The organism is Brevundimonas sp. SGAir0440 (assembly GCF_005484585.1).
In the GTDB taxonomy this organism is placed as follows: Bacteria; Pseudomonadota; Alphaproteobacteria; order Caulobacterales; family Caulobacteraceae; genus Brevundimonas.
The window spans coordinates 1720263-1742900 of the sequence record NZ_CP039435.1 but is presented as its reverse complement, the minus strand read 5'-3'; the positions used below and the strand labels follow the sequence as shown (position 1 = coordinate 1742900).

The following is a 22638-nucleotide window of genomic DNA, read 5'->3' as shown; positions in this document are numbered from 1 at the left end:
GGGTTTCCTGCGGCCTTTGATTTCAAGCTCGTGGGAAAGGTTAAACCCCATGCGTCCAGCGCTTGCCAACCCCGCCGCGCGGGATTTCGCCCGATTGTCACATGGGCTGCGGCGATGCGGCGCGTATCAAAGCGGCGCCGACGCCTCGACCGCTGCGCCGAAGATCCGATCGAAGCTGCGCCTCAAGGCCTCGTCCGCCTCGTCCATCGTCGCCAGAACGCCGAGATCGACCAGGCTGGTGACGCCGTGTTCCTGAATGCCGCACGGGACGATGCCGCCGAAATGATCCAGATCCGGCTCCACGTTCAGGCTGATGCCGTGGAAGCTGACCCATTTGCGGACCTTGACGCCGATGGCGGCGATCTTGTCCTCGCGCGACCAGCCCGCCCCCTTGCGCTCGACCCACACGCCCACGCGACCGGGCCGGATGTCGGCCTTTACGCCGAACGTATCCAGGGCGCCGATCAGCCACAGCTCAAGCCCGCGCACGAAACACCGGACGTCCTTGCCTCGCCGGTTCAGGTCCAGCATCACATAGGCCACGCGCTGTCCCGGGCCGTGATAGGTGAACTGCCCGCCCCGCCCTGTGCGATGCACCGGAAACCGGCCGGCATCCAGAAGGTCGTCGTTCTTGGCGGAGACGCCGGCGGTGTAGAGCGGCGGATGCTCCAGCAACCAAACCATCTCATTCGCTTCGCCGGCTGCAATGGCCGCGACGCGCGCCTCCATGAAGGCCTCTGCGGCCGCATAGTCGACGTAGCCTTTCGACACGGCCCATTCGACCGGTCGGTCATCGTCGAGACGCAGTTTCTGAAGGGACGGGCTTAACGGCTCAGCAAGCATGACGCTTCAATGTGGTCGCCAGGGCGTTTCTGCAAGAGACGGCCCTCTAGTGAAGAGAGCTTTACGTGACCCAGATTAACGCCGTCGATGTCGAAATCTCCGTGGTTCTGGGTCGCTCGGTGCTGCCGATGTCGCAACTGCTGCGCATGGGTCGCGGCGCGGTGATTCCCCTGGACGCTGCAGAGGGCGACGAGGTCTGGATCCTGGCCAACAACTATCCTGTCGCGCGCGGCGAAATCGAGATCCGAGACGACCGTATCGCCATCACCGTCACCCGCCAGGCGGACGTGTACGACTTCATGGCCGGGTCGGCCTGAGACTTTGATCCGCGACGTCTTTGCGTCGCTCATTTCGCCCTTTCCTTTTCCAACGGCTTCGTCTATTCGCCGCCGCTCCGATGCGAGCGGTCGTGGCGGAATTGGTAGACGCGCAGCGTTGAGGTCGCTGTGGGGCAACCCGTGGAAGTTCGAGTCTTCTCGACCGCACCATCTGGCTAAACAGGGCGATTCATCGGCTAAGTACGGCTGGACATTCTACCAAGGGAGGCGACCACGTGAGCACCACGGACACCGCCTTTGCTCCAGACGAGACGCTCGATAACGAAGACCACGCCGCCCTGGACGAGGACTATGTCCTCACCCCTCAATTCGTCGAGAAAGTCGTGGACGCCGCCGACGACGGCGACGGGATGCGGCTGCGCTCGCTGCTGGAAGACCTGCACCCGGCCGACGTCGCCGACCTGATGGGCTTTCTGACGGCGGAACACCGCGCCGTCGTGGTCCTGTGGTTGCCGCCCGAGCTTCTGGCCGAAACCCTGCCCGAGTTGGACGACAATATCCGCGAGGAGGTGCTGGAGCGCGTGCCGCACGGCACCCTGGCCGAGGCGCTGCAGGAACTGGATTCCGACGACGCCGCAGCCGTCGTCGAAGACCTGGAGGACGACCAGCGCGAACGCGTTCTGGCCGCCATGCCCGAAGTCGATCGCGCCGCCATCGAAAGCAGCCTGGGCTATGCGGAAGAATCCGCCGGCCGCCTGATGCAGCGCGAGGTGATGGCCGCGCCCCAGTTCTGGAGCGTGGGCGACACTATCGACCACATCCGCAAACAGGGCGACGACCTGCCCGAGCTGTTCTTCGACATCTATGTTGTCGATCCGCTGAACCGCCCGGTCGGCGGCGTGCCGATCAGCGGCCTGCTGCGCGCCGCCCGCACCATCGCCCTGACCGATCTGATGGAGCCGATCAACGAGATCGCCGTCGATCAGGATCAGGAAGAAGTCGCCTACATCTTCGAGAAATACCACCTGATCTCGGCGCCCGTCGTGGACGCGGCCGGTCGGCTGGTCGGCCAGATCACCGTCGATGACATCGTCAACATCATTCAGGAAGAGAACCGCGAGGACATCCTGCGTCTGGCCGGTGTCGCCGACGAGGACCGCGGTTCGTCTGTGCCCGAGATCGTGCGCGGTCGCGTGCCCTGGCTGGCGATCAATCTGGCGACGGCGGCCTTGGGCGCCAGCGTCATCGGCCTGTTCGAGGCCACCATCCAGCAGATCGTCGCTCTTGCCGTCCTGATGCCGATCGTCTCGGCCATCGGCGGCAATGCGGGCACCCAGGCCCTGACCGTGACCGTGCGCGCCCTGGCGACGCGCGAGCTGAACAGTTCGAACGCCCCGCGCACCTTCTGGCGCGAGATGGTGGTGGGCCTGGCCAACGGCCTGATCCTGGCGCCCCTGATCGGCATCGCGGCCGGCTTCTGGTTCCGGGACGAAGACTGGAAGATCGGCCTGGTGATCGGCGCGGCCATGATCCTGAATCTGCTGGTCGCCGCATCGATCGGGGTCCTGACGCCCCTGACCCTGTCCAAGCTGAAGTTCGACCCGGCCGTGTCGTCGGCGGTGTTCGTTACGGCGACCACCGACTTCTTCGGCTTCCTGATCTTCCTTGGTCTGGCCACACTGGTGCTGCTCTAGACACGACGCGGAATATGCGGCGCGGCCCTTGCTGGGAGCGGTGCGAGCGCCGCGCGCCTGTTTCCAATTGGGTCAACTGTGTCTGACGTCCTCCCCAAACCCAGCAAGGTGTCCCGCGAGGGCGTCCTGCTGATCAAGAGTTTCGAAGGCTTCCGGCCTCGGGCCATGCAGCGCAGCGACGGTCGCTGGGTCATCGGCTATGGCCACACCCAGTCGGCCCGCGAGGGCGCGAGGGTGTCCGAGGCCGAGGCCGAACTGCTGATGCAATACGACCTGATCCCGGTCGTGAAGGCTGTGACCGATCACGTCCGCGTTCCTCTCAACCAGCATCAGTTCGACGCCCTGGCCAGTTTCGCCTTCTCCATCGGCGCAGACAGGTTCGCCGCCTCCGACGTGGTCGAGCAGTTGAACGCGGGATCTGCGCGTCAGGCGTCCGCCTCCATGAGCGCCTGGGCCGATGAAGCCGCCGCCGAGACCCCAACCCGCCGTCGTTCGGCTGAACACGCGCTGTTCAACGCCGCGCCCGGCGCGCCGCTCACCTTGGCGGACCTTTTGGCCGCGCCCCTGCCGTCTCTTTTCGAGACGGACGAGCCGACCCTTCCCGCCGTCGACGGCGCCCTGGATGAGGCCGTCGCCCCCTTCCCGGCCCAGGATGGCGTGGTGCTGGCTCAAGCGACCACCGCGCCCCAGCCGCCCGACGTCTATGCCGCGACGGCTGTCGGTCCGGTCCCGGACGTCGTGCCGTTGACCGGGCAGTTGGAGAGCGTCTCCGTCGCTGCGCCGATCATCGCCGCCAACGACATCTACGCGCCGGTTGAGGTCAAGCAGCCGGAGACGCCGTCGGGCTTCACCGATGCGCAGAAGACCAGCGTGGTGCTGACCGCGCCAGGCCTGGCCGAAGCCACGCCCGCCGACAGCCCCGTCGAACCGGGCATCGAGGGCGACGCAGCATCCGGTGAAGACGTGCTGAGCACGCGCGAGGTCGTGGCCCGCGCTCGGGCCAAGCGGCGCTCGCGGCTGGGAGAAACCCTGACCTTCGTCATCATGGGCGGCCTTGGCGCCCTGTGTCTCGGCGTCGCCATGGCCGCCTTTCGACGCGCATCGCTATCGAACAGCAGCGACACCGCCACGGTCGCCTGGGTGCTGATCCTGGTCGCCGCCGCCTGCCTCGGCGTATCAGGCTACAACTGCTATCGGCGCTGGGGACGGGCTGACCGCGTCTGACAGCGCTTGGCGAAAGGCCGTGCGCGATGCTACGCCCTAGCGCATGAGCATTCCCTTCGCGCCCCAATCCATGGAATTCGGCCTTGGCGATAACGCCGACGCCATCCGCGACACCACCGCCCGCTGGGCCGCCGATCGCCTGGCGCCGCTGGCCGCCGAGATCGACGAAAAGAACGCGTTCAAACGCGAGCTCTGGCCCGAAATGGGCGAACTGGGCCTGCACGGAATCACCGTCGAGGAAGAGTTCGGCGGCCTCGGCCTGGGCTATCTCGAACACGTCGTCGCGATGGAGGAAGTGTCGCGCGCCTCGGCCTCGATCGGCCTGAGCTACGGCGCCCACTCCAATCTGTGCGTCAATCAGATTCGCCGCTGGGGCACGCCCGAGCAGAAGCAGAAGTATCTGCCCAAGCTGATCAGCGGGGAACATGTCGGCTCGCTGGCCATGTCCGAGGCCGGATCAGGCTCCGACGTCATGTCGATGCGCACCCGCGCTGAAAAGAAGGGCGATCGCTACGTCCTGAACGGCACCAAGTTCTGGATCACCAACGCGCCCCACGCCGACACCCTTGTCGTGTATGCCAAGACCGATCCGGATGCGGGATCGAAGGGCTGCACCGCCTTCCTGATCGAAAAGGGCATGAAGGGTTTCAGCGTCTCCAAGAAGCTGGACAAGATGGGCATGCGCGGCTCGGACACCGCCGAACTGGTGTTCGAGGACTGTGAGGTGCCGGAAGAGAACATCATGGGTCCGCTGGGCGGCGGCGCAGGCGTGTTGATGAGCGGTCTGGACTATGAGCGCGCCGTTCTGGCCGCTGGTCCGCTTGGCATCATGCAGGCGGCGCTGGACGTGGTCCTGCCCTACGTCCGCGACCGCAAGCAGTTCGGAAAGCCGATCGGCTCGTTCCAGCTGATGCAGGGCAAGATCGCCGACATGTATGTCGCCCTGAACAGCGCCCGCGCCTATGTCTATTCGGTCGCCCGCGCCTGCGACGCCGGCCTGACCACGCGCTACGACGCGGCGGGTGCGATCCTGCTGGCGTCCGAAAATGCGGTCAAGGTGACGATGGAGGCCGTTCAGGCCCTGGGCGGCGCCGGCTACACCAAGGAATGGCCGGTCGAACGCCTGGTCCGCGACGCCAAACTTTATGACATCGGCGCCGGCACTAACGAGATCCGCCGCTTCCTGATTGGACGGGAACTGCTGGGCGGCTGACGGCTTGTCTCCGAACAAGGAGACAGACCATGCCCGCAAAATCCGCCGCTCAGCAAAAGGCCGCCGGCGCCGCCCTGTCGGCCAAGCGTGGAGACACGCCGAAGTCGAAGCTGAAGGGCGCGTCCAAGTCCATGGTCGAGTCCATGACGGAAAAGCAGCTGGAAGACCTGGCCGAGACCAAGCGCAAGGGCAAACCCGAGCAAGTGCAGGACTGAGACACAGTCGATTTATCTGATCGCCTGTCCGTTCTGTAAGTGGCGATCCACGCGCCGACCGCCTAGATGGGCGCAATCTCCAGCCGAGCGCCCCGCCTGATGCCCGCCCAACCGCCTCCGAACGACGACCTGCGGCGGTTCTCCGACGTCCTTGAAGACCTCGGCCACGCCCCCGAGCCCAAGCTGACCATGTCCGAACTGGTCGCTTCGTTCGGCGAGCGCGGATTCGGGGCCATGATCCTGATCCTGTCGCTGCTGGCGCTTTTGCCCTGGCCGCCCGGCGGCAAGGCGGTCTTCGCCGTGCCGATCATCCTGATGTCTCTGGAACTGGCCTTCCAAAGACAGAGCGTCTGGCTGCCGCACTGGATGTTGAAGGCCTCGGTGTCCCGCGCCGCCTACACGTCCTTGATCGCCACGCCGTTCGCAGCCCCGGCCTGGCTGCGTCGCTGGGTGCTGTCGGCAAGGGTACGGATCGCCGGGCGCCGCTACATCTTTTCCGACGGCGTGAGGCGCGCCGTTCGCAGACGGCCGAATGGCCTAAGCGTCCTGAAGATGGTCCGCGCCATCGAACGCTTGACCCGCCCACGCCTGCCGCTGCTGACCGGCGATGTCGCCGACACCTTCACAGGCTTGGTGTGCGTCGTGCTGGCTCTGATCATGGCCTTGCCCATTCCGTTCGGAGACGCCCTGCCCGGTATCGCACTGGTTCTGTTCGCCCTGGGCATGATGCAGCGCGACGGCGTCGCCATCCTGCTCGGCGTCGTCGCCACCGCCGCCAGCGCCCTCTATCTGTTCCTGATCTGGGCGACGGTGGTCGAGGTGGCCCAGCACTTGACCAGCTGGTTCGCCAAGCTGCTGCACTGACGGCGACAAAAAGGGCCGCCGGGTTTCCCCGACGACCCTTCATTGCCTGACCGCGAACGGTCCGGCCGCAACTCAGTCTGAAAGGCTCAGACCAGACCCTCTCCGAGGGCCAGGGTCGCGGTCGCCGCTCGCGATTGATGACAATGAGACACTGGATCACCTCCTTTCGACTGTTGAACAGGGAGGTGAAACATAAGACGGCTCAACGCTTTGCGCCAATGGGTTTCGCGCTTTCGTGAACGCGTCCCGATCTACTGCGTCGGCGACGCCCCGCCGGACAGGCCCTGCATGATCATGCGATTGATATCGATCAGATCCTGGAAGCTTTCTTCACCCCGCATGATCGCCGAGGAATGGCGGTTGATGAACAGGCTCAGGGAAATGATTTGCGCGCGCATCGGAGCGCCCAGGGCGTTGCCGGGGTCGCTGCACTCGCCGGCCAGCGTCGACCAAAGGCGCCGGTTCCAGTCCAGCGCGTCGATACGGGTGGCGATGTCGGATTCGTCGACGGTCGAGGCGTGAACCAGAGCGCGCGTGACCTGACCGAACAGCCGGTACTCCAGGTCGCGCGGGCTCTCAGCCCTCGCTGTCGCCGCTGTGTAGGCCTGAAGCGACATTCAGCACTCTCTCTTCATACTCGACAATCTTACGCGCCGACATCAGGGCCTTATAGTATTCGCGCGCCAGCACATGACGCGAGGCCGAGACGCATTCAGCCAGGATGTCCGGGTTCTGCGTCGCGCCCATGAATTCGGTGATCCGCAGAGCCAGTTCGTCGAAGAACTTCGACGCCGAACTCTCGTCCAGATACATCATCATGATCGGGAAATAGATGCGGCGTGCGGGCGTGGTCACGTCCTCGGCCTGCATGATGTCCTTCTCGCGCAGGACGCTGGCGCGGTTTTGGAGGATCAGCACGCCGCGACGATCGCCGTTCTGGACCACGGCGCCATTCAAAACGAACTTCTCGCCGGGTTTCAGCGACAGCTTCAAGGCCATTGAGGACCGTACTCCAGTCATGGTCGAGCCGGTCGCACACGACAGCTCCGAGTGAATCAGACCCTACCCCGGCATCGGTTAACCATCCCTTGTGAGATCGATCCGCTGGAACGCGTATCGTCGCCGTTGCGTTGGCTTGTCGAAGAGGAGACGACCATGCCGGACAACGACTACCAGGACGATCAGGAACAGTCTGAGACGTTCGACGAAACCCATCTGGACGACGAGGGCGACGGCGAATTCCTACTGGATGAAGCCGACCAGGTGCTGGACGTGACCCAGGCCGATGGCGACGCCGACGACGAGGATTTCGACGAGGACGCAGAGATCGATCTCGACGACCAGTTGGCGCTCGACGGCATCGAACGCGAAGCCGACGCCCTGTTGGGCGTCGATGGCGAAAATCGCAATCAAATCGACGCCGAAGGCGAACCTGCGTCAGCGCCGGATGAAGTCGAGCTCGTCTATTCGGGCCTGATGGAAAACGAACGCGGCGCCCAGGCCAGCGCCGCACATTGGGAGGCCAAACGGCTCTCGGATGACGACATCACAGACCTGGGATACGGCCCGGACGGGGATCAAGACGCTTCGGCGCGATAAGGAGAGAATGACATGACCGACGACAAAGCCCGTCACGACGCGTCGCCCGACGCCCCGCACGCCAAGCGCACGACCTCGCAGGACGGCGTGCCGGACCAGCTCGACAAGATCGACAAGTCCGAAAGCCGCCAGGAGGCGCTGGTAGATGAGGGTCTGGAAGAAACCTTCCCCGCCAGCGATCCGGTCTCGGCCAAGCGCATCACCTGATCGCTGTTCACGACGCGGACGATCCGCTAACCCACTCCGTGGAAACACGGAGTGGGTTTTTCTATGAGCCGTTTCGAGGGCACGGACCGTTATATCGCCACGAGCGACCTCAAGGTCGCGGTGAACGCTGCAGTCGCATTAGAGCGTCCCCTGCTGATCAAGGGCGAGCCCGGCACAGGCAAGACGGTCCTGGCCTATGAGATCGCCAAGGCCTTCGATGCGCCGTTGATCACCTGGCACGTCAAATCCACGACCAAGGCCCATAATGGCCTGTATGAGTATGATGCGGTCAGCCGACTGCGCGACAGCCAGTTGGGCGAGGAACGCGTCCATGACGTGCGCAACTATTTGAAGAAGGGCAAGCTGTGGGAAGCCTTTACCGCCCCTGCCCGCCCCGTCCTGCTGATCGACGAGATCGACAAGGCCGACATCGAGTTCCCCAACGACCTGCTGCAGGAACTGGATCGGATGGAGTTCTACGTCCAGGAAACGGACGAGACGATCCGCGCCGAAGTGCGTCCCATCGTCATCATCACCTCCAACAATGAAAAAGAGTTGCCCGACGCCTTCCTGCGGCGCTGCTTCTTCCACTTCATCCGCTTCCCCGACGCCGAGACCCTGTCGGCTATCGTCGACGTGCACTTCCCCGGTATCAAACCGCGCCTGGTTTCCGAGGCTTTGAAGACCTTCTACGAAATCCGCGACACGCCGGGCCTGAAGAAGAAGCCGTCCACCTCGGAGCTTCTGGATTGGCTGAAGCTGCTGCTGGTTGAAGATATCGACGCCGAGACCCTGCGTGAGAAGACACCGAACAAGCTGATCCCGCCGCTGCACGGCGCGCTGCTGAAGAACGAGCAGGACGTGCATCTGTTCGAACGCCTGGCGTTCCTGAATCGCCGCGAAGGCTCGCGCCCCGGCGGCTGACCCGGTGATTACCGCGATTTCACTGGATCACGCGGCCGCAGCGGGCAGAATGGAGGCCGAGAGAGGTTCGACCATGCGTCATATCCTGCTTTATCTAGCCCTCAGCGCCAGCCTTGCCGCCTGCGACGGCGACAACTCGGTCCGCATCACCACCACCTCCTCCAGCGACGATCAGAGCGCGGGCGTATTGAAAGTGATCGACGCCCTGCAATGCCCCGACAGTCTTGGCGTCCTGACGCGGAAGGGCCTGGCGGCGGCGGGCGGCGCGAACTGCGTCTATGGCGGCCCCAAGGGCGCCGACGTCGTGCTGCATCTGGTCAAGCTGGATGATCGCTCCGTCGATGACGTGCTGCGGGATTTCGAAGCGCGCGCCAGCGCCGATCTGCCCCATACGGTCGCGCGCCTTGCTCCCGGAGCCGAAGATGCGCCGCCGCCAGCGATCGAGGCAGGCGATACGACTACCGTCCAAGCGCCTGGGGTCGACATCAAGACGCGCGGCGAAGACGCCTCGGTCCGCCTGCTCGGCCTGAAGATCGAAACTCAGGGCGATAACGCCAGCGTCCGCATCGGCGGCATAAACATCCAGTCCAAGGACGGACAAAACGTCCGCACCGAAACCTCGACGGTCAGCGTGGACGCCAACGACAACTCCACCCGCGTGCGCACCCGTGCGCCGGGCGCGGCGACGCGCATGACCTATGTCCTCGCTGACGATCAGCCCGGCGATGCGGGCTGGCGACAGGTCGGCTTCGAGGCGCGCGGCCCCAGCGGCGGTCCGATCGTCATCGCCGTGGTCAGGTCCAAGGATCGCCGAAACGACGGCATTTTCGATGACGCCAAGGAACTGGTTACGCTGAACGTCGGACGCTGACGCGGCGATTTCCGGTGCCGTCTGGTCCCTCCCGCTTGATCCCGGCGTATCTTTGCGTCACCTGACCAGCCGACAAGCGATCAGGACACGCGATTTGGCCGAGCGCCTTAACAAGAAGAACACCCCCCGCGCCTGGCAGCGCATGCTGTCCGGTCGTCGCCTGGATCTGCTGGACCCGTCGCCGTTCGACATCGAGATCGAGGACATCGCTCACGGCCTGGCGCGCGTCGCCCGCTGGAACGGTCAGACCATCGGCGAGCACGCCTTTTCCGTCGCCCAGCATTCGTGCGTGGTTGAAGAGATCGCCGCCCACATCAAGCCCGGCCTGGATCCGAAATGGCGTCTGGCCGCCCTGCTGCACGACGCCTCGGAATACGTCATCGGCGACATGATCTCGCCGTTCAAGGCGGCGCTCGGGGCCGGTTACAAGGACTTTGAGGCCAAGCTGGAAGCCGCGATCCACCTGCGCTACGGCCTGCCGCCCAAGACGCCGCAAACGATCAAGACCCTGATCAAGAAGGCCGACAAGGCCTGCGCCTTCTTCGAGGCGACGCAGTTGGCGGGTTTCACCGAAAAGGAATCGCTGGGCTTCTTCGGCAGCCCGCCCGAGGGCTACAGCCTGACGATCGAGCCGCAACCAGCTCCGGTCGCTCAGGCCCGTTATCTGGAACGCTACCGCGTTCTGGCGGGCGCCGTCGGCCTGATCCCCGCCGACGACGCCTGGCACACGGAATAGCGCAATGACCCAAGGGGCGGAGGACGGCGTTCGCATCGGTCTGTCGGCGGTCGTGATGACCTTGAAAGACCGACAGGCCGTCGTCCTGACGACTCCGACCGAGGACGGTTCGCGCGCCCTGCCCTTCGGGCCGTTCGATCCGGTGCGCGACCGCACCTTCGAACGCGCTCTGCGGGACTTCGTAACCGCCCAGACCGGGTTTCGGCTCGGCTTCGTCGAACAGCTCTACACGTTCGGCGACGCGGGCCGCGCCTCGCCGCGCGCCACCCCCGGTCCTGGCCGTCACAGAGAGGTGTCCGTCGGCTACCTGGCCCTGACGCCTGACGCGACGGAAGGCCAGACCCACGACGCCCGCTGGGACGCTGTGTTCGAATTCTTTCCTTGGGAAGACCGGCGCGGCGGTCACGACGCGCGAATCACAGAAGGCTTGCACGCCTGGGCCGATGGCGACGAGCACCGCCTGGCCCGCGCCCGCGCGCTGTTCGCCTTGACGCCCGAGCACCGCTGGAACGAGGAGCGGGTCCTGGAGCGCTATGAACTGCTCTACGAAGCGCGTCTGGTCGCCGAGGCGTGGCGCGACGCCGACCTGTCGCCCACGCAGCCCATGCCGGGCCGGATCATGTCCTCCGATCACCGGCGCATCCTGGCGACCGCGCTCGGCCGGCTGCGCAGCAAGCTGAAATACCGCCCAGTCCTGTTCGATCTGACACCTGGCGTCTTCACCCTGTCTGAACTTCAGGCGGGCGCCGAGGCTGTGTCGGGTCTCAGTCTTCACAAGCAGAATTTCCGGCGCGGCGTGGAACGGACAGGGCTGGTCGAACCCACCGGACAGCTGTCTTCCACCACGGGCGGCCGGCCTGCCGAACTGTTTCGATTCAAAGGCGTGGACGCCCAGACCGGCGCCGCGCCGGGCCTGTCTTTGCCCGCGCAAAGATAGCGTCGGATTTCTTTCACAGACGGGTTGCGAAGCGCTGCGGCTCCGACTAGAGAAGCCCCTCGCTCGACCAAGCGATATCGGCGCCGCGGAGAGGTGGCAGAGTGGTCGAATGTACCGCACTCGAAATGCGGCGTGCCTGGAAGGGTACCGTGGGTTCGAATCCCACCCTCTCCGCCACCGACCCCAGCTAGCTTGTCTCTCTTACCCCCACACGCCAGCTGGTGGCTCGTCGCGGCCCTTTGGCCGGCCCAAAGTCCTGTGGCAGCCACCCGATCCCCCTTCCTTCCGTCCATCATCCGCGCCCATGCGCGGCCCAGTCTCCGCCCGATCTGCAATCGGAGTGACGTGACCCCCTGAAACTCCTCCAGGAATAGCTAGAGTCCGCCCTAACGAAGGACGGACAGAATGAAGCGATCAAGGTTCACGGACGAGCAGATCATCGGGATCCTGCGGGAGCAGGAAGCCGGAGTGACGACGGCGGAGGTGTGTAGGCGTCACGGGGTCAGCTCGGCGACCCTTTACAAATGGAAGGCCAAGTTCGGCGGGCTCGACGTGTCGGAGGCTCGGCGGCTGAAGACGCTTGAAGACGAGAACGCCCGGCTCAAGCGAATGTTGGCGGACGCGATGCTGGACAACGTGGCCCTGAAGGATCTGCTGGGAAAAAAGTGATGACGCCCGCCGGCTGGCGCGAGGCGGCTGGTCATCTGCAAGCCGCCTACGAGATGAGCGAAAGGCGGGCGTGCCGTGTTCTGGGCGTCGATCGGACGAGCGTGCGCTATCAGGCGACGCGCCCGGACGACGGCGCTCTGCGCGACCGGCTGAGGGCCCTCGCCCAGGAGCGTCGCCGGTTCGGCTACCGCCGCCTGCACGTCCTGCTGCGGCGCGAGGGCCATGCGGTCAACAAGAAGCGGGTTCAGCGGATCTATCGTGAGGAACGGCTGACGGTGCGCCGGCGCGGCGGGCGGAAGCGAGCAATGGGCACGCGGCGACCGCTGGACCTGCCGCTGGTGGCCAACCAGCGCTGGTCGCTGGACTTCGTCTCTGACCAGCTGACGGACGGGCGGCGCTTCCGCATCCTCACGGTGATCGACAACTGCACCCGCGAGTGCCTGGCGTTGGTGGCCGACACCTCGCTGTCGGGCGCTCGGGTGGTGCGAGAGTTGGACGCCGTCATCCGGCAGCGGGGCCGACCCGACACCATCGTCAGCGACAACGGCACGGAATACACCTCGAACGCCGTCCTGGCGTGGGCCGACGACACCGGTGTCGGCTGGCATTACATCGCGCCGGGCAAGCCCAAGCAGAACGGCTTCAATGAGAGCTTCAACGGGCGCCTGCGTGACGAGCTGCTGAACGAGACGCTGTTTCGATCCCTGCCGCACGCGCGCGCGGTGCTCGAGGCCTGGCGGCGTGACTACAACGAACGGCGACCGCACTCGAAGCTAGGCTGGCTGACGCCGCAGGCCTACGCGCAAGCCCTTGCTGGAAACGCCGGGCGGCCTGCTGCGCTGGTTGACGGCTGCGCAGGCCGCCCTATTGCCAACCCAACCAATCTCTACCCAGATCAACCTCGGACTCTTGTTATGGCTGGATGAGAAACGGGGGGCACGTCAGCTTGAAGAACGCGATGTGAAGATTCGGGGTTCGGGCTTGCGCAGCGGGCATTTCAGCAAAGTCATCGCCGCATCGTTGTTACGCCGCTTCTGCCCCACCACATCTAACACTTCGCCCTCGTCATAGACGCACCAAATATACATCTACTTGACGCCGATTGTGCAGACGAACTAGTCCCGGTGCCAGCATGGCGCCGGTGCCCAGCGGTTGTGCTTCAGGTTGAGGGCGATCTGAGGACCAAACCTGATGGTCCAACAACGGATCGTCTCGGAGCTAACGTCGGTGCCGCGCCGCCAGCAACTCGTCGACATCCCCAAACTGAGCGTGAAACAATCGTCTGGCTCGTTCCCATGACGCCAGAAAAAGCGTTTGTTTATAACCCGCGTTCCACAACTCCGTCCGGATCTTCCGTGTGGACGCTTTAGCGTATCGATCGTACAATCGGCCCTAAGTCTAAAGCAACACCATGGAAAGCAACGACTGAGGAATGACCCTCCAGAAGCTTTGCCCCTGCCCTCTCGATCACTATGCGCGCGAGCCAGCGCGTAGACACCGGTTAGGCGGCGGTGATAGTAACCCTACTGAGAACGAATGGCCGGTGATTCTGAGCGGCCAACTTCAGAGAATAAGTTCCCGGCACCAGGGATTGAAGGCGTTTAATGCGCTTCGTCAACTTACCCCCTAGTTTAATAACATTGTCACCAATGTCCGAATTAGCGTTATCAAGGGACAGATAAATCTCCTTGGCGGAAACCTCAGATGAGGACTGTCTACCTACGACTTCGACTGTAACTGCGCCAGATTTCACAGCAACGAACTCAATCTCGAGGGGGTTGGAAACCTGAGTTAAGCGAACCACCTCTCCATCAGAAGTTAGGACCTTTTCCGAAGAAATACCAGCTTGTATTGCCAAGCTATGGAGCTCAGGGCTGTGAACTTCGAACCGCATATTATGGATACCTTCAAAAAGAATGACGGATCGATAGGCCGTTTGCAGAAAAGAAGTCCGAAAAGCTGGCGTAGTAACTATCGTAAGAGGCCAGAAAGCTAGCACTCTCAAACCCAGACACGATTTCTTCTATCAGATCTTCATTAAAGCTTACCGCCTGCCGGGTGTCAATCGAAGGGATTGACATTGATACGGCCATCTCTCGCGTTCTTGAGTCGTGAGCAATCAGAACCGCCGGAGTGCCTGCAAGAAGAGAAGCAATCGTCCCGTGTATGCGTGTCCCAATACAAAACGACTTTCCAGCCATATAAGCAGCCCAGTCCGCTACGTTCGTATAAAAATGACCGTGAGATCGGAGATATTTGTCGATTAAGTCAATGTCAGCGCCGTACACATCCGGGAGAACCGCAGCGCTACGGCTCAGGATATCTGCGTTCCCTTTTCGCTCAAGCGCGTAGTATATATCAGCAAGTTCCGACTGGATGATGAGGTCATGTCCATTGTTAAAGGCCGTCCGATATATACTTTCCTGAAAGATGTCAGCTCTTTGGAAAAAATGGCGCGTGCCATGGATAACAATATCTGAAGGCTTAAGTATCCGTTTGTTTGTAAGGGATGGACCCTTTATGCCAGCCGTCAAGAGCGAGGGGCACCCAGTCACCGCCACATTTGTTATTCCCAGAGATGCGAGGACTTCAGCAGAATAATCGCCCCGGCAAGAGATTGAGTACGATCGTTCGCTAACGAGGCTAAGCAGTTTTCTAGTGCCCTCGGGTACGTTAGGAGCAAGCCCAGTCGTAGAAGCCTGGGCACCGATCCCCACCAGAAATATGGGAACCTTGGTAGTCTTGAGCTTTGAATAAAGCCAGCCGAAGTCTTCGAACTCATTAACCCAATTAGCCGCCGCTATTATTATTGCCTCGCAAGACGACAGCATATTTTGATCCGGGTTGAATCCAACCGATACAGATCCACGCACAACGCTTTGGAGCGCATGAGTGAACATCAGATTACCACTGTTGTTGCCGAGGTCCGCGAGAGCCTGGGAGACAGTTGTAACATCGTCCCACGCTGCCAGGTCTTTGACACCCATCACCGCAATGTTTTTAAACATTAGTTAGATCCTGCTTAAGCGAAGCTCGCGGTGCCACCTCGGAAAACACGCGCGTATAAAGCTGCACCAGCACGTCCAAATCAAATTTCGCAGCGCGGGCCTTGCTCCGAATTTGAAATTCGTTACGCAACTCCACCGACAGCGCTGCCTCAGCCGCATCTGCAAACAGTTGCACCCAGGCTTCTCGGGAGCCGTCTGAGCTCAGGACAAATCCAGGCATAACATCACATTCCCCCATCATAGCCGGTATCTCTCCCATGTCGCTTGTTATCACAGGCAACCCACAGGAGAATGCCTCGAGTAAGAATAAGGGAGCTGTTTCACCGGCGTAGGTCGACGGAAAAATCGCCACGTCACATTGCTCCATCACCGGCAGAGGTGCCGCCACGGAGCCCGCAAACGTCACGAATGAATAGCCATCGGCGAGGGACCGGTAATGATCAAGCTGCGGACCATCTCCGATCAACAGAAGGTGGGCATCGCCCCCACGTAGAACGACATCTCTAATAGTTTCGATGGCAATGTCCCAGCCCTTGCCCTCCACTGCTCTGGAGCAGAGAACAAAGAGGCAGGTCTCTTCGCCAATCCCATGATCAGCTCGATAGGTTACTAGGCTTTCCGCGGGTACCCTCGGTGCCGCGTTGAAAACCTTGACTAAAGCCTCGCTGTCACCGTCGCCAAGCTTCAGGGGCTCTAGATTTTTGTCAGATAGATACAACCATCTGTTGACCGTTTCATGAAGATAGGATCGGAACTGGTCATCGACTAAATGCGCCGCATGCTCATACCCACCATGCAAAGAGGATACAAAGGGGCAGCCTATCGAAATACGGCGAAGATACAAAGCATAATCAACGCTAATGTTGTGGGAGTTGATAACATCAAACCGATGATGAGAGACAAATCCGCCGAAGTCGTCAATGACATCCTCTAGATAATAAACCGTGATGTCGGGTCTCAGACGCTTCTTAGCGCCATCTTCTGCGCTGTCGACTATTAGGTAAGTGACGGAGTGACCCATCTCCACCAGCGCATTGGCAAGCATGATCGGGACGATCTCCCCGCCGCCGATCGCCAGACTATGTGCAGCAATGCAAATACGAAGCGATCCAGACCGCTGCGAATAGCTAATGAGAGAGGTTATATCCTCATACTCCAGTGGCCGCCCAAATACGCTTGACAGAATTTCTACGTGTTTCTGGAGCGCCTCTACCTTTGGGTTATAAATGTTGGCGATCTCCCGAAGGATCACGCGATGCTCCTCTAGATGCTTTTCCGTCAGCAATCTATCACGAGATGCGCTTGAAGCGCGCACTCGAAAGAATGAGCCGGCGGCCGGATTATACGCAAGGGTGCCGCCCCTAAGCATCAGTGCATAGAAGTACCAATCGCCAGCGAAACTGAAAGACTGAAATATATCTCGTTCCTTAAGCGATAGAATAGGCCGGCGGAATAACAGAGATGACGCATTGGGTATGATGTTTCGCGCGACAAAACTATCTTTGAAAAGCTTGCTGCCGGCCATGTTCCAAGGCGACGTCCACGTTACGCCATCTAGTCCCTCATAATAATCATCTAAATCAATGAGTGGATCGGACAACTCGTTGATGCAAGAAGAACGCCCAAAGGCGGCAACACAGCCTGGAGTCTCCTCAAGGGTTTGCAGCAGCTCTCTTAAGAAGTTCGGTTCGCACCAGTCATCAGTTTCCGCAATCCAAATCACATCATGCTTGGCTCGATCCATACCTTTTAGCCACTGCGGGAAAGGTCCGCCGCCATTCGTACCATTGCGTACGATGGTGTATGGAATAGAACACTTAGAAAGCACTTTCTCAGCAAGCAATACGCTGTCGTCAGTGGAGCAATCGTCAAGAAAGATGATTTCATGAGGTGCGACTGTCTGGCCGATAATCGATGACAGACGGGCTTCGATGAACTCAGCGTGATTGTAGCAGGGGCAAATTACGGTAACTTTGGGCAACGGCTTGGTCAACGCTGGTCTACCCGCGTTCCCACGGCTAAGTGCGTTCAAGTATGCAAAGCCGTAATGAACGTCCGGTTCGAGATAAGCTCCCTCAGCCCACTCGTTCCAGGCATTCACCGCGATGACAGCCCTTCCGTTCGACAGAGGATGGGCGTTTTTTGCTACTAGGGCGGAAATCCATGCCTGAAACTTCTCTGGCGAAGAGTTTTCCAATGTCAGGCCCCGATTGGGTCTTCGACAGTCGTTATCCCAACTTGGCACCGCTGTCTTGATCAGGGGGAACGCTGGATTTACCTCGCCTAACGATCGGCTAACGAAGTGGTCATACGAGATGACCCGGCCATCGAATTCCTTGGAGTAAGCATCCGGGGTTGGGCGTGATGGAGCAAATTGAGAGAGCTTGTGCGGAGGGAACTCAATCGCGCCATCAAGACCAAAATCGTTGGGATCAGTATCCCCGAAAGCTTGAGCCATATAGATCAACGGCTTCAAGTTGTATTTTTCAGACAGTATCGTCCGCCAATGCGCTATCCTAGAAGCGGCTTCCGGGATAGAGCCGGGCCTATAAATTATGAATAGCGGGCGGCCATCGATAGTATAGTAGTTCTTGTGAACGAGATGCCTGCTGATGTCTGCAATCAGCTCTTCGTCGTCCTCTAATAAATAGTTCTGGCCAAGCAAGACCTCTTTTTCTGATCCGTCCCAGGTTCGGGTCCAATTTTCATTGGCCCAAACTAGGAAAAACGGAAGACCGTCTGTGCCTTGGAGTATGGCCTCCAGCGGCCTTTCCAAAACACGTTTGGCGTCAAACCAATAATAGTAGATTCCAAAAGCCGTAATTCCTGCAGCTTTAGCAAGTTCGCTCTGTTCGCGATAAACCGAGCCGTCTTCCAAATCATAGAAGCCTAGATCTCTGGGTATGCGCGGTTGGTAATGACCAGGGAAACGCGGGATCGAGCGCGGCAACTGTCGCCACTCAGTAAAGCGACGACCCCAAAAATCATCATTTTCTTCGATCGAATGAAACTGTGGCAGATAGTAGGCCAATACATCAGCTTGACGCATCTCAATCGGCGTTATCAGCTGCTCTTGGTCTTCATATCGAGGGCCGGCATTTGAGTAGAATGAATGCCAGCTTATGAGTTCATGTGAAGATTCACTATTTGCTTGATCGCTATGTCTAGCCTGTTTCCGCGATAACATTTGCTCCGGCTCCAAATCGACAGGCGAAGTGAGGCTTAGGCGGAACTTCGGCTGCTCGCTTCCCGTCAAAGGCCGGTCAAACTTTATGCGGAAGCCGTATTGGCCATCGCCGACGCCCCAGCCGATGAGGTCCTCGCGCGGCATATCGGCGATCGTTTCCCCCCTGAAGACGCCTTCGTCAAAAACCTGAACTAAGACCGAGCGGTCTGGATGGTCTTTGCACCAAGCCCACCCCCAAGCCTCAGTGCGAGAACAATGGTCAACATGTCCGGCGAAATGCAGTTGCGGCATGACTCCCTTCGGCTCAGCCGCCAAGGGAACAAACTTTGTACTAACAACGCCTAGCGAAGGCTTCGCGGGGATTAGGACCCGTATTTCAACTATAGATTCGGCAGGTAAATCATTCCGAAATTGGGCAGAGAAACCGAAGTGGCCGTCATCTAGACCGTGGTCGAATAGGTCTGATCGAAATTGTGCTGCTAGCCCCTCGCCAATTTTTTCTTCTTGATGGTAAAATTCCACCATTACCTTTGCATCGGGGAACAGGTTCGACCGCGCCCAGCCCGTGATGTTGCGCTGAGATATAAAGTCAATATTACAGATCACGTCGTGCGGGGTGGGAAGCACTTGCTCTGCATCGATGACCCTATTAGAGAAGGGCAACGTGACGGCTTTGGAATCGCTCTCGATCTGCACAGAAACATTATCAGTGCTCTCTACCGGCTGCACAAAATCAATGCGAAAGCCGTGAGACCCTGAACCAAAGCTTGCGTCAAGCAAGTCTTGACGGAAATGGTCTGCTGTTGAGCGACCAAGCTCAAGCCCGTCCTGGTACGCAACAACCGTTACGAACTCGTCGCGACCTTCCGCCTTCGCCCAGCCAGACACTGCCGTCGAGGAAACTTCCTCTACAAATCCGACGATAACCGTCGAGTGAACGAGCCCCGATTCGTGAGCGTCGATTTTAGTTTTTTTTTTCACGTTGCGATCCTTGCTCATTCATTCTCTTAGCCGTGCAATTCAACTTAAGGCAAGGACACGGCCAAGCGCAGTGCGAGTAAAGTAATTCCGGCTAACTTTCTAGCTAAGTTGACAAAGCGCTGGTCGTCCATCACCTCGCGCTCCCGCTCGCACAGAGATTCTCAGGGGGTCCGAGGGAGGCGCGAACCTTCAAAGCACGCTTCGGTAGCAACTGGCCGAGGTTAGTTAATCGGCGTTATCAGGGTATCAGGGCCAAGTTGGGATACGCCCTAACCCTGCTCTGATCGAGGCGAGGGCCGCGGCGTGGTCGCGTCGCTTCTGCACCTTTTCATTTAGCAGCTTCACCTCGTCGTCCACGGCCCGCCAGAGGGACACGCGCTAGCCCCCGATATTGCAGACGACCTCATCCAACTGCCAGCGTGGTGACAGTTTCGGACTTTCCGATTCAGGTTTCTGGCGATCTGCGGACCGAACTTGATCATCAGGCGGCGGATGGTCCGTAGCTGACGTCGGCGCCGCGGGCCGCCAACATTTCCTCGACGTCGCGAAAGCTGAGAGTGAAGCGAAATTAGAGCCAAACGGTATGACAGATGACGTCCGCTAGAAGGCGTTAGCGCTTGAACGATATCGGTTTGAACAAACACGCCCCAGATCAGCTGCTTCATACAGCCGGCAGTGGAGACAAGTTAGCGTTGGACTGGCAGCACCGCCACCGGCCTGACGAAGGCCTAGCCCAAGTTCCAACATTATCGAAACGAGGCTTCGGCCTTTGTCGTCGGGTTTCTGCGCCTGCATCTCGGGCTCTCAAGCATTGCGCATTGAATGATCATGATACCGGTGTCAGGGTCACTCTTGTTGGATATCAGATGGGCGACGATCGATGATCACGCGACGTAAGGCGCTGCTGAGCAGCTTGGCGACCGCAGGTCTGCTTTCGGCGCCCTCCGGCGTTTTTGCGGCGACGGCGCCAAATCGCGTGATGACCACAGCCGGGCCGGTCATCGGTCTGCGACAGGACGGGATCAGCGTCTTCAAGGGCGTGCGATATGGAGCGCCGACCCGACGGTTTCAGCCGCCGGAGAAGCCGACGCCTTGGCGCGACCCGGTTCGTGCAACACGTTACGGCGCGGCCAGTCCGCAGCGCGGCGATGAGCCGAATCAAAGCGAAGACTGCCTGTTTCTGAACGTCTGGACACCGGGGACCGACGCGGGTCGGCGGCCAGTGATGGTCTATATCCACGGCGGCGCCTATTCGAGCGGATCGGGATCGGACCCGCTGTATGACGGCACGCGTCTGGCGGCGCGCGGCGATGTCGTGGTGGTGACGCTGAACCACCGGCTGAATGTTTTCGGCTATGCCTATCTGGCGCGACTGGCGCCGGGGTTCGAAGATTCGGGCAACGTCGGCCAGCTGGATCTGATTCTGGCGCTGCAGTGGGTACGCGACAATAGCGCAGCGTTCGGCGGCGATCCGTCCAGGGTGATGCTGTTCGGTCAGTCCGGCGGGGGCGCAAAGATCGCCACCCTGATGGCGACGCCGGCGGCGCAAGGTCTGTTCCACCGCGCCGCGACCATGAGCGGTCAGCAGGTGACCGCGTCCGGGCCGATCAACGCCACGACGCGAGCCACGACATGGCTGAAGGCCTTGGGCCTGACGCCGGATCGGGCGGCCGAGGCGGCGACGATGCCGGTCGCGCGGCTTCTCGAAGCGCAAAGCGCCGAGGATCCGATCCTGGGCTTTGGCGGCCTGTATTTCGGGCCGGTGCTGGATTTCCGCACCCTGCCCCGCCACCCCTTCTATCCCGACGCGGCGCCGCTGGGCCGGTCAATCCCCATGATCATCGGCAACACGCGCGAAGAAACGCTAGGATTTATGGGCAACGACCCGAAGAATGTCGGCCTGACGTGGGACACCCTAGCGGCGCGACTGTCGCCCGGCGTCATGCGGATCGACATCACGCCCGAAGCCGTGATCGCCGGCTATCTCGCCATGCATCCTGAATGGTCGCCCGACCAGGTGCTGATAGCCGCGACGACGGCCGGGCGGTCCTGGCGCGGCGCGGTGATCGAGGCCGAGGAGCGCGCGAAGGCCGGCGCCCCCGCCTGGGTCTATCAACTCGACTTCCCTGGCGAACTTGCCTCGGGTCGCAAGGGCGCCTTCCATACCGCCGACATTCCGTTGGTGTTCGACAATGTCGAGGCGTCCGGCTCGCGGACGCGCGGGCCGGGCGCGCAAATCATGTCGGACCGGATGAGCGACGGCTTCATCGCCCTGGCTCGCGACGGCGATCCGAACCATGCCGGACTGCCGCGCTGGGACCGCTATGAGCTGCCTCGCCGACAGACGATGTTGATGGATATCCAGCCGCGCATGGTCGACGATCCGCGCGGGGACGAGCGGGCCTTCTTCTCGGCCATTCCCTATATCCAGCCGGGAACCTAGAGCGGAAAATCCAGCCGGGCGGCCCAGGCGCGCACCAGATCGGGCCAGACCTGCGCGGGCTTGCCCTGGATCAGGCGGACGCCGAAACCGTGGCCGCCTTCCTGGAACAGATGCGCCTCGGTGGGGACAGCGGCGGCTTTAAGCGTGGTCAGCAGTTGGAGGCTGTTCTCCACCGGCACGGACGCGTCGTCCACGGCGTGCAGCAGGAAGACGGGCGCTGCATTGCGCCAATCCATCTGCTCCAGAGAATAGGCCGCGATCCGCTCGGCCGACGGCGTATCGCCCAGCAGGTGCGTCCGCGATCCGGCGTGGACGTAAGGGTTCGCCATGGTCGCGACCGGGTACATCAGAACAGTCAGATTCGGTCGCAAGGATGTGCTGTCGGCCGTGTCGACCGGTTTATAGGTCGCGTCCGTCCGGACGCTGGCCAACCCCGCCAGATGGCCGCCGGCCGAGGCCCCCAGCACGGCGATCTTATGCGGATCGACAGCATAGTCAGCGGCGCGGCTGCGGATCAGCCGGATCGCACGCTGGGCGTCCTGAAGGGGCGCATCGGCCCCGGCCGCCCAGCCGTCGGCCGGCAGGCGATAGCGCAGGACGAAACAGGTCGTGCCGCTGGCCGCGAAGACGCGCGCGACGTCATACCCCTCCTTGTCCAGCACCGCCCAGCGATAGCCGCCGCCGGGGATGAGGAGCATCGCCGAACCGTTCGGCCGCTCGGGGCCGAAAGACGGTCAGGATGGGG

The 22638-nt window shown here is 61.2% G+C and carries 20 protein-coding genes and 2 tRNA genes; 16 read left to right on the top strand and 6 right to left on the bottom strand.

Annotated features, from left to right (window positions below; all coding sequences use genetic code 11):
* Positions 1-126: 126 nt before the first annotated feature.
* Positions 127-843 (bottom strand): lipoyl(octanoyl) transferase LipB, encoded by a 717-nt coding sequence (gene lipB, locus E7T10_RS08525; RefSeq protein WP_137721472.1) that lies wholly within the window; start codon positions 841-843, stop codon positions 127-129.
* Between the two features lie 65 nt (positions 844-908).
* Between lipB and E7T10_RS08520 the strand changes: the two genes are divergently transcribed.
* From E7T10_RS08520 to E7T10_RS08490, 7 genes are all read left to right on the top strand, one after another.
* On the top strand, positions 909-1160 hold the full coding sequence (locus E7T10_RS08520; RefSeq protein ID WP_017505209.1) for a FliM/FliN family flagellar motor switch protein: 252 nt from the start codon (positions 909-911) through the stop codon (positions 1158-1160).
* Positions 1161-1246: 86 nt separating this feature from the next.
* Positions 1247-1331: transfer RNA gene (locus E7T10_RS08515), tRNA-Leu, on the top strand.
* 65 nt (positions 1332-1396) lie between these two features.
* Entirely contained in the window at positions 1397-2815 is a 1419-nt protein-coding gene (gene mgtE / locus E7T10_RS08510; protein WP_091747315.1) for a magnesium transporter, read from the top strand.
* A gap of 78 nt (positions 2816-2893) precedes the next feature.
* Entirely contained in the window at positions 2894-4039 is a 1146-nt protein-coding gene (locus tag E7T10_RS08505; RefSeq protein WP_137721471.1) for a lysozyme, read from the top strand.
* Positions 4040-4082: 43 nt separating this feature from the next.
* On the top strand, positions 4083-5252 hold the full coding sequence (locus E7T10_RS08500; protein ID WP_039247299.1) for an isovaleryl-CoA dehydrogenase: 1170 nt from the start codon (positions 4083-4085) through the stop codon (positions 5250-5252).
* A 29-nt stretch (positions 5253-5281) separates the two neighbouring features.
* On the top strand, positions 5282-5467 hold the full coding sequence (locus E7T10_RS08495; protein ID WP_137721470.1) for a DUF3008 family protein: 186 nt from the start codon (positions 5282-5284) through the stop codon (positions 5465-5467).
* Positions 5468-5566: 99 nt separating this feature from the next.
* Positions 5567-6331, top strand: a complete 765-nt coding sequence (locus tag E7T10_RS08490) for an exopolysaccharide biosynthesis protein (RefSeq protein ID WP_210416069.1) — start codon at positions 5567-5569, stop codon at positions 6329-6331.
* A 251-nt stretch (positions 6332-6582) separates the two neighbouring features.
* Here the strand turns inward: E7T10_RS08490 and flaF are convergent, their stop codons facing one another.
* Positions 6583-6948 carry a flagellar biosynthesis regulator FlaF gene (gene flaF / locus E7T10_RS08485; protein ID WP_039247294.1) on the bottom strand — a complete coding sequence of 122 codons (366 nt, stop codon included), beginning with the start codon at positions 6946-6948 and terminating at the stop codon, positions 6583-6585.
* Positions 6908-7330, bottom strand: a complete 423-nt coding sequence (flbT, locus tag E7T10_RS08480; RefSeq protein WP_045811316.1) for a flagellar biosynthesis repressor FlbT — start codon at positions 7328-7330, stop codon at positions 6908-6910. The genes flaF and flbT overlap by 41 nt, the downstream gene beginning before the upstream one ends.
* Positions 7331-7486: 156 nt before the next feature.
* Between flbT and E7T10_RS08475 the strand changes: the two genes are divergently transcribed.
* From E7T10_RS08475 to E7T10_RS08440, 8 genes are all read left to right on the top strand, one after another.
* Positions 7487-7930 (top strand): hypothetical protein, encoded by a 444-nt coding sequence (locus E7T10_RS08475; protein WP_137721468.1) that lies wholly within the window; start codon positions 7487-7489, stop codon positions 7928-7930.
* A 12-nt stretch (positions 7931-7942) separates the two neighbouring features.
* Positions 7943-8137: a hypothetical protein gene (locus E7T10_RS08470; protein WP_137721467.1), complete on the top strand. Its 195-nt coding sequence runs from the start codon at positions 7943-7945 to the stop codon at positions 8135-8137.
* Positions 8138-8200: 63 nt separating this feature from the next.
* Positions 8201-9061, top strand: a complete 861-nt coding sequence (locus E7T10_RS08465; protein WP_017505219.1) for a MoxR family ATPase — start codon at positions 8201-8203, stop codon at positions 9059-9061.
* 73 nt (positions 9062-9134) lie between these two features.
* Entirely contained in the window at positions 9135-9932 is a 798-nt protein-coding gene (locus E7T10_RS08460; RefSeq protein WP_137721466.1) for a methyltransferase type 11, read from the top strand.
* A 94-nt stretch (positions 9933-10026) separates the two neighbouring features.
* On the top strand, positions 10027-10668 hold the full coding sequence (locus E7T10_RS08455; RefSeq protein ID WP_137721465.1) for a YfbR-like 5'-deoxynucleotidase: 642 nt from the start codon (positions 10027-10029) through the stop codon (positions 10666-10668).
* Between the two features lie 4 nt (positions 10669-10672).
* Positions 10673-11605: an NAD regulator gene (locus E7T10_RS08450; protein WP_137721464.1), complete on the top strand. Its 933-nt coding sequence runs from the start codon at positions 10673-10675 to the stop codon at positions 11603-11605.
* Between the two features lie 87 nt (positions 11606-11692).
* Positions 11693-11782 (top strand) — tRNA-Ser (locus E7T10_RS08445).
* 228 nt (positions 11783-12010) lie between these two features.
* A protein-coding gene (locus E7T10_RS08440; RefSeq protein WP_137721463.1) for an IS3 family transposase occupies positions 12011-13200 on the top strand; the annotation gives its coding sequence in 2 pieces (ribosomal slippage) (positions 12011-12263 and positions 12263-13200; 1191 coding nt in all).
* Positions 13201-14181: 981 nt separating this feature from the next.
* Here E7T10_RS08440 and E7T10_RS08435 read toward each other — a convergent pair.
* Together E7T10_RS08435 and E7T10_RS08430 are read right to left on the bottom strand one after the other, a co-directional pair.
* Entirely contained in the window at positions 14182-15282 is a 1101-nt protein-coding gene (locus E7T10_RS08435; RefSeq protein WP_137721462.1) for a polysaccharide pyruvyl transferase family protein, read from the bottom strand.
* Positions 15275-19468, bottom strand: coding sequence for a glycoside hydrolase family 99-like domain-containing protein (locus tag E7T10_RS08430; protein WP_137721461.1), 4194 nt, complete (start codon positions 19466-19468; stop codon positions 15275-15277). Before E7T10_RS08430 ends, E7T10_RS08435 begins: the two co-directional genes overlap by 8 nt.
* Positions 19469-20330: 862 nt before the next feature.
* Between E7T10_RS08430 and E7T10_RS08425 the strand changes: the two genes are divergently transcribed.
* Positions 20331-21893, top strand: a complete 1563-nt coding sequence (locus E7T10_RS08425) for a carboxylesterase/lipase family protein (RefSeq protein WP_137721460.1) — start codon at positions 20331-20333, stop codon at positions 21891-21893.
* On the opposite strand, the gene E7T10_RS08420 is transcribed toward E7T10_RS08425, so the two are convergent.
* Positions 21890-22591 (bottom strand): alpha/beta hydrolase, encoded by a 702-nt coding sequence (locus E7T10_RS08420; protein WP_246845970.1) that lies wholly within the window; start codon positions 22589-22591, stop codon positions 21890-21892. The two genes, E7T10_RS08425 and E7T10_RS08420, sit on opposite strands and share 4 nt — an antisense overlap.
* Positions 22592-22638 lie beyond the last annotated feature (47 nt).

Excerpts from the sequence above, each read along its gene's own strand:
- lipB (WP_137721472.1), bottom strand. The coding sequence starts at position 843 with ATGCTTGCTGAGCCGTTAAGCCCGTCCCTTCAGAAACTGCGTCTCGAC.
- E7T10_RS08500 (WP_039247299.1), top strand. The coding sequence starts at position 4,083 with ATGAGCATTCCCTTCGCGCCCCAATCCATGGAATTCGGCCTTGGCGAT.
- E7T10_RS08495 (WP_137721470.1), top strand. The coding sequence starts at position 5,282 with ATGCCCGCAAAATCCGCCGCTCAGCAAAAGGCCGCCGGCGCCGCCCTG.
- E7T10_RS08490 (WP_210416069.1), top strand. The coding sequence starts at position 5,567 with ATGCCCGCCCAACCGCCTCCGAACGACGACCTGCGGCGGTTCTCCGAC.
- flaF (WP_039247294.1), bottom strand. The coding sequence starts at position 6,948 with ATGTCGCTTCAGGCCTACACAGCGGCGACAGCGAGGGCTGAGAGCCCG.
- flbT (WP_045811316.1), bottom strand. The coding sequence starts at position 7,330 with ATGGCCTTGAAGCTGTCGCTGAAACCCGGCGAGAAGTTCGTTTTGAAT.
- E7T10_RS08475 (WP_137721468.1), top strand. The coding sequence starts at position 7,487 with ATGCCGGACAACGACTACCAGGACGATCAGGAACAGTCTGAGACGTTC.
- E7T10_RS08470 (WP_137721467.1), top strand. The coding sequence starts at position 7,943 with ATGACCGACGACAAAGCCCGTCACGACGCGTCGCCCGACGCCCCGCAC.
- E7T10_RS08465 (WP_017505219.1), top strand. The coding sequence starts at position 8,201 with ATGAGCCGTTTCGAGGGCACGGACCGTTATATCGCCACGAGCGACCTC.
- E7T10_RS08460 (WP_137721466.1), top strand. The coding sequence starts at position 9,135 with ATGCGTCATATCCTGCTTTATCTAGCCCTCAGCGCCAGCCTTGCCGCC.
- E7T10_RS08450 (WP_137721464.1), top strand. The coding sequence starts at position 10,673 with ATGACCCAAGGGGCGGAGGACGGCGTTCGCATCGGTCTGTCGGCGGTC.
- E7T10_RS08435 (WP_137721462.1), bottom strand. The coding sequence starts at position 15,282 with ATGTTTAAAAACATTGCGGTGATGGGTGTCAAAGACCTGGCAGCGTGG.
- E7T10_RS08430 (WP_137721461.1), bottom strand. The coding sequence starts at position 19,468 with ATGAGCAAGGATCGCAACGTGAAAAAAAAAACTAAAATCGACGCTCAC.
- E7T10_RS08425 (WP_137721460.1), top strand. The coding sequence starts at position 20,331 with ATGATCACGCGACGTAAGGCGCTGCTGAGCAGCTTGGCGACCGCAGGT.
- E7T10_RS08420 (WP_246845970.1), bottom strand. The coding sequence starts at position 22,591 with ATGCTCCTCATCCCCGGCGGCGGCTATCGCTGGGCGGTGCTGGACAAG.